This is a genomic window from Mesorhizobium sp. M8A.F.Ca.ET.021.01.1.1, assembly GCF_003998025.1.
Classification (GTDB): Bacteria; Pseudomonadota; Alphaproteobacteria; order Rhizobiales; family Rhizobiaceae; genus Mesorhizobium.
The window spans coordinates 1-10,393 of sequence record NZ_RZSJ01000177.1; the positions used below are offsets into that span (position 1 = coordinate 1).

Consider the following 10,393-nt stretch of genomic DNA (forward strand, 5'->3'; position numbering starts at 1 on the left):
CCTCAAGAAACGAGAATTAGAGCGGCGCACATTACGACGCCATTTCCGGCACATGAAACTTTGGTAATGTTGGCGCGCAGCGCAGACGTCAGTCGCGGTCCAGGATCGTGTCCAATGCCGCCTGTTCATCGGCTGATAGGGATGTTGTCGCCAGCATCCGGCGCGACCGCGCGGTCAACACAATGAATCCGCCTCCCACCAGCAGCAACAGCACGGGCGTGCCCCACAGCAACGCGTTGCGCAGGTCGAAACGCGGCTTCAACAGAACGAACTCGCCGTACCGGGAGACCACATAGTCCATCACCTGCTGGTCGGTATCACCGGCGACAAGGCGTTGTCGCACCAGGATACGCAGGTCGCGAGCAAGGTCGGCGTCGGATTCGTCGATCGACTGGTTCTGGCAGACCATGCAGCGCAAGCCTTCCGACAGCGCCCGCGCCCGTGCCTCCAGAGCGGGGTCGGCCAGCATCTCGTCAGGCTTCACCGCCATTGCCGTGCCGGCGAAGAGCAATGCAAGTAACAGGACAATCGAGGTCAGCGAAAACCTTGCACTCATGGCAGAACCACCGGCGCAACCGCCTGCTTGCGGCGGCGCGAAGGCGCGCCGACCCGCAGGCGCCTGTCCATCAGCGACATGGCGGCACCCGCCATCATCACCAGGCCGCCGCCCCAGATCAGCGTCACCAGCGGCTTCCACCACAAACGCACCACGACCGAGCCGTCCTTGCCCTCGTCGCCGAGCGAAATGTAGAGCTGGGAGAGGCCGATGGTCTTGATGCCGGACTCCGTCGTCGTCATCTGCCGCACCGGATAGAAACGCTTGGCCGAGCTGATTTCGCCGACGGGGCTGCCGCTGGCGCCGATCAGCTCGAAACGGCCGCGATCCTCGCTGTAGTTCGGCCCCTGGGCCGGATAGAGGCCGACGAAACGCACCGTGCGGCCGGAGATTTCGACGGTTTCACCAGCACGCATGGACAGGATCTTCTCCGTGCCGAAGCAGAGCGTGCCGACAATGCCGAGCACCGTCAGGCCAAGGCCGAGATGGGCCAAAGCGGTCCCGAAGACGGAGCGTGGCAAACCAACCAGGCGCCTGACCATGACCGGCGCGGCGACATTGCCTAAGCCTGCCTTGACGGCGAGGTCAGTCAGCGCGCCAAGGATCAGCCAGACCGCGAGGCCAACGCCAAGCGCGGCAAGCACCGAAGCGCCGTCGATGAACAAGGCAGTGACCAGCGTCGCCAGAAGGGCGGCCGCAAACGCGAGCATCAGACGCTGCGCGACGCCTAGGACATCGCCGCGCTTCCAGGCCAGCAGCGGCCCAAAGGGAACCATCACCAGCAGCGGCACCATGAGCGGGGCGAAAGTCAGGTTGAAGAACGGCGCGCCGACCGAAATCTTGCCGGCCGAAAAAGCCTCGACCGCCAGCGGATAGAGCGTGCCGACCAGCACGGTGGCGGTCGCCGTGGTCAGGAACAGATTGTTGAGGACGAGCGCGCCTTCGCGCGAAATCGGATGGAACAGGCCGCCTGCCGTCAGCCTCGAGGCGCGCAGCGCAAACAGCGCCAGCGAGCCGCCGATGAACAGCGTCAGGATGCACAGGATGAAGATGCCGCGCGTCGGATCGGTGGCAAAGGCGTGCACGGAAGTCAGGACGCCCGAACGCACCAGGAAGGTGCCGAGCAGCGACAGCGAGAAGGTCAAAATGGCGAGCAGCAGCGTCCAGATCTTCAACGCCGAGCGCTTTTCCATGACGATGGCAGAATGCAGCAGCGCGGTGCCCGCCAGCCACGGCATGAAGGAAGCGTTCTCGACCGGATCCCAAAACCAGAAACCGCCCCAGCCGAGCTCGTAATAGGCCCAGTACGATCCCATGGCGATGCCGCCGGTCAGAAACATCCAGGCGACCAGCGTCCATGGCCGCACCCAGCGCGCCCAGGAGGCATCGATGCGGCCCTCGATAAGGGCCGCGACCGAGAAGGAAAAGCAGATCGAGAAGCCGACATAGCCGAGATAGAGCAGCGGCGGATGAATGGCGAGGCCAAGGTCCTGCAGGATCGGGTTGAGATCGCGGCCTTCGATCGGCGCCGGATTGAGTCTGACGAAGGGATTGGACGTCACCAGGATGAACAGGAAGAAGGTTGCGCCAATGGCGCCCTGCACGGCAAGCACGTTGGCGCGCAGCGTCGCCGGCAGGTTGGAGCCGAAAGCGGCGACAAGCGCGCCGAAGAAGGTCAGGATCAGCACCCAGAGCAGCATCGAACCTTCGTGATTGCCCCAGGTTCCGGTGATCTTGTAGATCAGCGGCTGCAGCGAATGCGAGTTCTCCCAGACGTTCGCCAGCGAAAAATCGGAACTTGCATAGGCGCTCGCAAGTGCCGCGAAGGACAGGGCCGTCAAGGCAAAACCAGTCACCGCGACCGGACCGCCGACCGCCATCAGGCGCTGGTTGTTCAGCCGCGCGCCAAACAGCGGCACGATGGTCTGCACCAGCGAAAGCGCGAACGCCAGAACCAGGGCGAAATGTCCGGTCTCAACCATTCCCGCTTGCTCTCCCGCCGGGATTACTCACTCTTGCTCTCCTGCCAGACACCCTTGGCTTTCAGGCCGTCGGCAACGTCCTTGGGCATGTAACGCTCGTCGTGCTTGGCCAGCACGCTGTCGGCGACAAAGACGCCGTCGGAGCCAAAGGTGCCCTCGGTGATGACGCCCTGCTCTTCGCGGAAAAGGTCGGGCAGGATTCCGGTATAGGTAACCTTGACCGATTTGTGGGTGTCGGTGACCGAAAAGGCAACCGTCGCGCCCTGGCCGCGCTGGATGGTGCCTTTTTCGACCAAACCGCCGAGCCTGATGCGCTGGCCGGGCTGCACGCTGGCAGCGGTCAGATCGGCCGGCATGTAGAAATAGGATGCTTTCTGGCCAAGCGCGTAGAAGGTCAGGCCGGTGGCGGCGGCGAGGAAAGCCAAGCCGCCCACAATCACCGACAATCGTTTCTGCTTGCGCGTCATGTCCAATCTACTCCGTCACCGTCAGGCCGAGCGAGGCGCCAAAGGCGGTGAATTTCTTGGCCTCGTCACTGTCGGCGCCAAAGACCGCAATGGCGCGGCCCAGCGCATCGCGCGCCTGGCCGGTCTTTCCCAGCACGACATAGGAACGAACAAGCCGCATCCATCCTTCCGGGTCGCGCGGATTTTGACGAAGTTTGTCGTCGAGGCCGGCGACCATGGTGTTGATCATGGCTTCCCTGTCCTGCGGCGACATGGAGGATGCCGCGTCGACATCGCCAGTATCGGGGCCTTTCGCGGCCGCGCCTGAAGCGACTTCAGAGCCGGATTTGGCCAGTGCCTGTTCGACAGCGCCGCGCCATGGCGAATCCAGCGGCAGTTTACCGAGCATCACCTGCCAGGCCGCGGCCGCTTCCTTGCCGCGGCCCTCCTGCGCCAATGCCATCGCCAGATAGAAGCTGGCTTTCGCATTGGCCGGATCAAGCTTCAAGGCCGCCTCGAAGGCATCCTGGGCATCGGCCGAAACAATACCGCCCGCCGCACCGGCGATCGCCTCGCCGAGGCCGGCCTGGCGAACAGCGCTGTCGCCGTCGAGGCGTATGGCGTTGCGGTAGGCCGCCGCGGCGTCGGCAAAGCGCTGCATGCGCAGATAAACCGGCGCCAGCACATCCCAGCCCCGCCCATCGGCAGGGTTGGCCGCAAGATGGGCTTCGGCACGCGCCACCAACTCATCGACCGAACTGTCGGCCGGGTTCTTGGCCAGCCGCTCGCTGAGCGGCTGCGACGGCAAGTCAGGCGAGCCGAGCTGGCTGTAGAGCCCCCAACTGACCAACGGGACCGCCAGCACGGCCACGGTCGCGACAAGCCGTGCCGTGACCGACGCCGCCCTGCCGGACGTCTTGCCGGTTATGTCAGCGTTACCCAGGCGAAGGATGCGGCGGGCGATCTCGGCGCGCGCCTCGGCTGCCTCAGCGGGCCGGATCAAACCGCGCGCGGCATCGCGGTCGAGTTCGGCTAATTGATCGCGATAGACTTCCAGGTCGTGGTCGCCGCTCGATGACGCGCCCTTGGAAGCCCCAGCCAACGGCAAAAGCACCGCCAGACTGGCGCCCAGCGTGAGAATTGCGGCTATGACCCAGAACAGCATGGTTCTTCCAATAAAGGCAGAGCCCTGCCCTGCCAACACAGGCATCCTGCGACGCTTTGACGGCAGGCGCACCGAATGTCCTTGATCGACATCAACTGGCCGGGTCGCAACCGGACCTGGCGTGCTAGGTCAATGGTGTCCATCCGCCGTCGGCATTGCGGCAGGCTGTTCCGTGCGCCGTGACACTGGCGCTGCCGGTGAACACCGTCTGCGTATACTGGCGGCAATCCTGCGAACCAACGCGGTAAGGTTGGGCTGGCACGACCTCGCCATGGCGCGAGGCCTGATCGCCCTTCCACGCCACCTTCTGCCCGCTCGTCGTGTATTCAAGCGCCTTGTATTCGGCCTCGAGCGCGCTGCGCTTTTCCGTGTCGCTCAGGCCATTGCCGACAGACCCGCCAATGAGGCCGCCGCCCATGGCGGAAATGATGGACTTGGTGACGACCTTGCCGCCCGCCGGGGGCGTCGAGGCCGGGGTCGCGGCCACGGTCGGACCCTTGCCGCTCAAGGTGGTGCAGCCCGACACGGCCAGCAATGCGGAAACAAGCGCGACGCGAATCTTCATGCCAACAACCGGTATTCCTGAGTTGGAGCTTGCCATGGATGCGCCTGGCATCATCTGAGAAGTGGGCATGGCCATACTATTGATATTTGTCGGAAATTTGGCCGCCGCCGGCCAGTATGAGGTCAATCGATATGCCGCCATAGCATGTGCCACCCGTTGGTGTCGATTGGTCTGGGCAAACGTCACTGAAGGCTCCGCAATCGCACCGCTGCCTTCAGACCACCCATGCCGGAACGCCCCAGATCCAGGCCGCCTCCATACTCGTTGACGAGGTCGGCGACGATGGCGAGGCCCAGGCCCGTTCCCGGCTTTGTCTCGTCCAGGCGCCGTCCGCGCTTCATGGCTTCGCGCGCCTTGTCCTCGGGAATGCCAGGGCCGTCATCCTCGATGCTGATCTCGAACAGGCTCTCATCCTTGCTGACCAAGGGCACGACCGAGACCGCGACAGCACTCCTTGCCCATTTCATCGCATTCTCGAGAAGATTGCCGAGCAGTTCCTCGAGGTCCTCGCGTTCGCCGGCAAAGACGATCTCGGTGGCCGGCAGCGACAGCGACAGGCTGGTCCGCGGGTTGAGCTTCTGCAAAACGCGCACCATGCGCTGTACCAGCGGCGCCACGGGCGTGCGGTAGACGACGCTGTCGCGCTGCGCCGCGACGCGGGCGCGCTGCAAATAGTGATCGATCTGCTTTTGCATGGAGGCGGCCTGCTCGGCGATCAACTGCCCCTTGGCGCCGCCAAGCGCCCGGCCCTCGTTGAGCAGCACCGCGAGCGGCGTCTTCAGCGAATGGGCGAGGTTGCCGACCTGGGTCCGCGAACGCTCGACAATGCGTTTGTTGTTTTCGATCAAAGCGTTGGTTTCGTTGGCCAACGGTTCGATCTCGGCCGGGAAGCGGCCGTCGAGCTTCTGCGCGGTGCCCTCGCGCACCATGGCGAGTGCGTTCCTGACCCTGCGCAGCGGCTGCAGCCCGAGCAGGATGGCGATGGCGTTGATGGCGATCATTCCGATGCCGAACAGGCTGAGATAGGTCAGCAGGCGACGCTGGAAGGTCCCTATTTCCTGATCCAGCTCGGTCTTGTTTCCCATGACGCGGAAGCGCGCGGCGCGGTTCTTGGCATCGAGAACGAATTCGCTCTCGAATACGACCAGTTCCTCGCCGTTGATGCCTTGCGCGGCATAGCTGCGCTGGAAATTGGCGTTGAAGGGAACGTCCGCCACATCGGGCGACGGGATGGTCCGGGTCATGGACGAAGAATGAAGATCGCCGTGCACGCCTTCCGAGGCGGGCTCGACGGACCAGTACCAGCCCGAATTCGGTTCGGAGAAACGGAGGTCACCAAGGTCGGGCGAGCCGGTCAGCGCGCCGCTGTCGGAAATGCCGATCGAGCCGATCAGGTTGAACAGATGCGCCGACAGCAAACTGTCGAAACCCCGCTCGCTGGCCTGGCGGTAGAGCGTGGTGATCAGGGTGAAGATGACGACCAGGGTCAGGATCGCCCATACCGTGGAAAAGGCGATAACGCGGAACGTCAGCGAGCGCGGCCAAGCGCGTAGCGAAAGCCGTCTGCCCACGGTTGGGTTGGTAGGAAGTGGTTCCGCCTTACGCCTCCGGCTCACGCATGCGATAGCCCATGCCGCGCACGGTTTCGATCATGTCGATGCCCATCTTCTTGCGCAGCCGCCCGACAAAGACCTCGATCGTGTTGGAATCGCGGTCGAAATCCTGGTCGTAGAGATGCTCGACCAGTTCGGTGCGCGAAACGACCTCGCCCATGTGGTGCATCAGATAGGCAAGCAGCCGGAATTCGTGCGAGGTCAATTTCAGCGGCACGCCATTGACATCGGCCTTCGAAGCCTTGGTGTCGAGACGCAGCGGCCCACAGGTCAGTTCCGACGAGGCGTGGCCGGCGGCGCGGCGGATCAGGGCCCTGACCCGTGCCAGTACCTCCTCGATGTGGAACGGCTTGGTGACGTAGTCGTCGGCGCCGGCGTCGATGCCCGAGACCTTGTCGCTCCAGCGGTCACGCGCGGTCAGGATCAGCACCGGCATCTTGCGGCCGCCGCGACGCCAACGCTCGACCACGCTGATGCCGTCCATCTGCGGCAGGCCGATGTCGAGCACGATGGCATCGTAAGGCTCCGTGTCACCGAGGAAATGACCCTCCTCGCCATCGAAGGCACGGTCGACGACATAACCGGCATCGACCAGCGCATCCGAAATCTGCCGGTTGAGATCCTTGTCATCCTCGACGACGAGTACGCGCATGCGGGGACCAATGCCTGTTGACTGAGGTTTCAGATATAGGCCGATTCCGGCGGCCTGGGAAACGGAGCCCTGTAGGACGAGAAGACTGCGTCAGTTCTGCGGAACGACGATTTCGGAGCGGCGCGGACGCTGCCCGTCCTTGCCCGGCACGAGGACGACGATAACGCAGACCGGCTGGCCGCCACGCGTCGACGCCGAGGCCTTGGCGAGTGTTCCACCATTCTGCTGGGCCACCTGCTGACCGATCGCATAGCAGTCGGATGCGGCCAGGACGATCGGGGTGGGCTGATCGGGCGCGATCGCCGGTATCGCCACTGCCTGCGACGCAAACATCCCGGCGGCACTAAGCGCCAGGGTCGCGGTTCGGAAATGGGAGCGAAGCGTTTTCATGCCCGGCGTTGTAACGCATCGGTGCTGAACGTGAAATGAACAGTGAACGGCCCTGAACCCATGCTCGCCACACCCCTGCAACGCGAGATAGACAATCTGGATTCACCGCCCCACCAGTGAACCCCGCGAAAGCCCAGTCTAGACTCCGTTTCGATGATATTGAAAGCGCGTCAGGCGTTTTCCTGCGTCAGCGCTCGGAATCGCAGCAGACCATGATGGACAAGCAGTTCCTCATCATAACGCGCCTCGGTGAATTCAAGCGACAGCCGCGTCTGTCCACGCGGGCCGATCACCAGCACCGCGTCGGCAAGGCGCGCCTTGATGGCGGCCATGATGGCAAGCGTTTCGGCTTCACCATGGGCCTTCGACCAGACATGCAGCGTGATCAGCTGGTCGTCGTTATTCTCGGCGCCGGTATCCCAGTCAAAAGCCGAGGTCTGGCCTGAAGTCACATAGGGAAAGGCGGCGGTGTCGGTTGCCCGCTCGAGCAGCCCGGCGCCGCCGAGCAGCGTCGACAGCGACGCATCGCTTTTCAACCTGAGGAACAGGGCCTGCTGCAAATCACCGGGCGCGGTCATCGTTCTTTCCCTCGCCTGTTGCGCCACCGACCCTTGCCTGCCAGAAGCTCTTCCGCGTTCTAGACGCTTTGCCATATATAACCATTTCCCGCACGGACAGGTTTGCCGATTCGTGGTCTCGATGATGAATGCCGATGATCTCGAAAATACGACTTGCCAACAATCTCCTCAGCGGACGCGGCATAGCGATACCGGTTGCGCACCGCAAGCACCATCAACGCCCGGCAGCGGGCCATTTTCCCAGATTCGGGAGCTGACCATGCTCGATCCACAAAAGGCCAAAGCCGCGTCGCGTCTGCTCGTAAGCCATTGGGACCATGGCACCCATCTCGACGCCATACCTGAGGAGCTTCGCCCGAAGACACGGACCGAAGGCTATGCCATCCAGGCCCATGTCATGAATCGTTCGGCGGTCCCGCTTTTCGGCTGGAAGATCGCGGCAACCAGTCTTGCCGGTCAAAGGCATATCAATGTCGACGGCCCGATGGCCGGGCGCCTGCTGGCAGAGAAAGCGGTCGCGGTTGGCGGGACCGTCTCGCTCGCGACGAGCAAGATGCGGGTCGCCGAGATCGAATTCGCTTTCCGTTTTGGCCGGCAGATCCCGCCGCGCCCGGCGCCTTATGAAATCGCCGAGGTGATAGATGCCGTGGCAACCTTGCATCCGGCGATAGAAATACCGGACTCGCGCTACGACGATTTCCGCGCCGTCGGTGCGCCACAGCTGATAGCGGACAATGCCTGTGCCAATCTGTTCGTCATCGGCCAGCCCACGCAAGACGAATGGCGTGACGTGAACCTCGCGGAACACCCGGTGACCGGTCTTGTTTCGGGCAAGTCGCGGCACGACGGAACCGGCGCGGCGGTGTTAGGCGACCCGCGTATTGCGCTCACATGGATCGTCAACGAACTGTCGGGCCTCGGCATAGCGCTCCAGCCGGGACAGGTGGTGATCACAGGCACTTGCGTGACGCCGATACGCGTCGAGGCTGGTGATGAAGTGATCGGCGATTTGGGCAAATTTGGCCGCGTCTCGGTACGGTTTGTCTAGACCGGCTTGCTCTCCCGGTTCAGCCTGACCACGAAGCTCCTCACCGCCAGAACCAGCACGGTGATGATGATCAATATCACGGAAAGCGCCGCGATCGCCGGGTCGATGTTGTCGCGCAGGCCCATCCACATCAGGCGCGGCAGCGTGATGGCGTTGACCGAGGTGATGAACAGGGTGACGCCGATCTCTTCCCAGGAGAGTACGAATGAGAGCAGTGCCGCGGTGACGATGCCAAACTTGATGTTGGGCATAATGACGCGCGTGGCGCGTTCCCACACGCTTGCACCGAGACCGCGCGCGGCAAGGTCGATGCGCCGATCGAGCTGGCTGAGCGAGACCAGGATCAGCACGGTCGCGAATGGCACCGTCATCACCGAATGCGCCATGGCAACGCCGAGCCAGGTGTCGTAGCCGAAGAAGGAACTGACGCCTGAGATCGAGGTGAGCAGGAAGTAGAGCGTCACCGCCGAGACCACCGGCGGCACAACCATCGGCAGCAGCACGAAACCGACCAGGGCTGCCGTAAAGCGCGGCTGGAACATCCAGACGCCGAGGCTGAAACTAAGCGCCAGTACGGTTGAAATAGCGCTGCTGACGATGCCGATCCGGATCGAAAGCAGGATCGACTGGAGCCAGCGCGGGTCCTCGATCAACGAGCGATAGTGGCGCAGCGACAATTCACCCGTCGGCATTGCCAGCATGCGGCTCGGCGTCAGCGAGACCGGAATGACGGCCAGCAGCGGCAACAGCAGGAACAGCGCCACCAGCACGGCGAGGATCAGCGAGACGGGTCCGGGGCGATAGGTCGGCATCACGCTACACCAGTTGCTTCGGTTTGACGTATCGGAAGAGCAGCGCCATCAGGGCGCCGACGAAGACCACCAGCACGACGCTGATCGCGGCCCCCAGTCCCCAGTCCGGGCTCTGGAATATCCGGAGATAGATCAATTCGGCGATCATCACGCTGCGGCCGCCGCCGAGAATCGCCGGCGTGACGAAGAAGCCGAGCGAGAAGACGAAGACGATCATCGCCGAGCCGATGATGCCGGAGCGCGTCATCGGCACGAACACCGTCCAGAAGGTGCGCATGCGGCTGGAACCCAGCCCGCGCGCCGCGAGCAGCACGCGCTCGTCCAGGCTGCGCATTGCTGACGCCAACGGAAAGACGGCGAAAGGAATGAGGAAATGCGTCATGCCGACGATGACGCCGAATTCGTTGCGCACCAAAGTCAGCGGTTCGGAGATGAAACCGATGGACTGCAGCCAGGTGTTGATGAGGCCGCGGTTGGACAAAAGCGCCACCCAGCCGAAGGCGCGCGTCAGCACCGAGATCCAGAACGGCACCAGGATGCAGAATTCGGCGATGAGGCGCTGCGCTGGGCTGCCGCGCACCCAGAC

Annotated in this window: 12 protein-coding genes; 1 reads left to right on the forward strand and 11 read right to left on the reverse strand. The window is 63.4% G+C overall.

The genetic code is table 11. From position 1 onward, the window contains the following. Nucleotides 1-88: 88 nt before the first annotated feature. The 9 genes from EOA36_RS15925 to EOA36_RS15965 all read right to left on the reverse strand — a co-directional run bounded on the left by EOA36_RS15925 (nt 89) and on the right by EOA36_RS15965 (nt 7,947). The gene (locus tag EOA36_RS15925) at nt 89-556 is read right to left on the reverse strand and encodes a cytochrome c-type biogenesis protein (RefSeq protein ID WP_127278449.1); all 468 of its coding nucleotides are present in this window, start codon (nt 554-556) and stop codon (nt 89-91) included. Continuing rightward, nucleotides 553-2,538 carry a heme lyase CcmF/NrfE family subunit gene (locus tag EOA36_RS15930; protein WP_127278450.1) on the reverse strand — a complete coding sequence of 662 codons (1,986 nt, stop codon included), beginning with the start codon at nt 2,536-2,538 and terminating at the stop codon, nt 553-555. The genes EOA36_RS15925 and EOA36_RS15930 overlap by 4 nt, the downstream gene beginning before the upstream one ends. Nucleotides 2,539-2,561: 23 nt before the next feature. Next, nucleotides 2,562-3,005 (reverse strand): cytochrome c maturation protein CcmE, encoded by a 444-nt coding sequence (ccmE, locus tag EOA36_RS15935; protein WP_127278451.1) that lies wholly within the window; start codon nt 3,003-3,005, stop codon nt 2,562-2,564. A 7-nt stretch (nt 3,006-3,012) separates the two neighbouring features. Next, nucleotides 3,013-4,149: a c-type cytochrome biogenesis protein CcmI gene (gene ccmI / locus EOA36_RS15940; RefSeq protein WP_127278452.1), complete on the reverse strand. Its 1,137-nt coding sequence runs from the start codon at nt 4,147-4,149 to the stop codon at nt 3,013-3,015. Between the two features lie 124 nt (nt 4,150-4,273). Beyond that, complete coding sequence (locus EOA36_RS15945; protein WP_127278453.1) at nt 4,274-4,714, reverse strand: hypothetical protein; 441 nt, start codon at nt 4,712-4,714, stop codon at nt 4,274-4,276. Nucleotides 4,715-4,896: 182 nt separating this feature from the next. Beyond that, nucleotides 4,897-6,285, reverse strand: coding sequence for an ATP-binding protein (locus EOA36_RS15950; protein ID WP_245464372.1), 1,389 nt, complete (start codon nt 6,283-6,285; stop codon nt 4,897-4,899). A 28-nt stretch (nt 6,286-6,313) separates the two neighbouring features. Beyond that, the gene (locus tag EOA36_RS15955) at nt 6,314-6,979 is read right to left on the reverse strand and encodes a response regulator transcription factor (RefSeq protein WP_127278455.1); all 666 of its coding nucleotides are present in this window, start codon (nt 6,977-6,979) and stop codon (nt 6,314-6,316) included. 90 nt (nt 6,980-7,069) lie between these two features. Then, a complete protein-coding gene (locus tag EOA36_RS15960; RefSeq protein WP_127278456.1) occupies nt 7,070-7,369 on the reverse strand; it encodes a hypothetical protein in 300 nt (99 codons plus the stop codon). 170 nt (nt 7,370-7,539) lie between these two features. Then, the gene (locus tag EOA36_RS15965) at nt 7,540-7,947 is read right to left on the reverse strand and encodes a DUF3168 domain-containing protein (protein ID WP_127278457.1); all 408 of its coding nucleotides are present in this window, start codon (nt 7,945-7,947) and stop codon (nt 7,540-7,542) included. Nucleotides 7,948-8,206: 259 nt separating this feature from the next. Here EOA36_RS15965 and EOA36_RS15970 point away from each other — a divergent pair, with 259 nt between their 5' ends. Further along, nucleotides 8,207-8,995 (forward strand): fumarylacetoacetate hydrolase family protein, encoded by a 789-nt coding sequence (locus tag EOA36_RS15970; RefSeq protein WP_127278459.1) that lies wholly within the window; start codon nt 8,207-8,209, stop codon nt 8,993-8,995. Here the strand turns inward: EOA36_RS15970 and EOA36_RS15975 are convergent. Beyond that, nucleotides 8,992-9,807 (reverse strand): ABC transporter permease, encoded by an 816-nt coding sequence (locus EOA36_RS15975; RefSeq protein ID WP_127278458.1) that lies wholly within the window; start codon nt 9,805-9,807, stop codon nt 8,992-8,994. The two genes, EOA36_RS15970 and EOA36_RS15975, sit on opposite strands and share 4 nt — an antisense overlap. A 4-nt stretch (nt 9,808-9,811) precedes the next feature. Continuing rightward, a partial coding sequence (locus EOA36_RS15980; protein ID WP_145969185.1) for an ABC transporter permease occupies nt 9,812-10,393 on the reverse strand: 582 nt, incomplete at its 5' end.

What these genes read in the sequence shown, in the direction of transcription:
- ccmE (WP_127278451.1), bottom strand. Translation starts at nt 3,005, where the DNA reads ATGACGCGCAAGCAGAAACGATTGTCGGTGATTGTGGGCGGCTTGGCT.
- EOA36_RS15965 (WP_127278457.1), bottom strand. Translation starts at nt 7,947, where the DNA reads ATGACCGCGCCCGGTGATTTGCAGCAGGCCCTGTTCCTCAGGTTGAAA.
- EOA36_RS15925 (WP_127278449.1), bottom strand. Translation starts at nt 556, where the DNA reads ATGAGTGCAAGGTTTTCGCTGACCTCGATTGTCCTGTTACTTGCATTG.
- EOA36_RS15960 (WP_127278456.1), bottom strand. Translation starts at nt 7,369, where the DNA reads ATGAAAACGCTTCGCTCCCATTTCCGAACCGCGACCCTGGCGCTTAGT.
- EOA36_RS15975 (WP_127278458.1), bottom strand. Translation starts at nt 9,807, where the DNA reads ATGCCGACCTATCGCCCCGGACCCGTCTCGCTGATCCTCGCCGTGCTG.
- EOA36_RS15930 (WP_127278450.1), bottom strand. Translation starts at nt 2,538, where the DNA reads ATGGTTGAGACCGGACATTTCGCCCTGGTTCTGGCGTTCGCGCTTTCG.
- EOA36_RS15955 (WP_127278455.1), bottom strand. Translation starts at nt 6,979, where the DNA reads ATGCGCGTACTCGTCGTCGAGGATGACAAGGATCTCAACCGGCAGATT.
- EOA36_RS15945 (WP_127278453.1), bottom strand. Translation starts at nt 4,714, where the DNA reads ATGAAGATTCGCGTCGCGCTTGTTTCCGCATTGCTGGCCGTGTCGGGC.
- ccmI (WP_127278452.1), bottom strand. Translation starts at nt 4,149, where the DNA reads ATGCTGTTCTGGGTCATAGCCGCAATTCTCACGCTGGGCGCCAGTCTG.
- EOA36_RS15970 (WP_127278459.1), top strand. Translation starts at nt 8,207, where the DNA reads ATGCTCGATCCACAAAAGGCCAAAGCCGCGTCGCGTCTGCTCGTAAGC.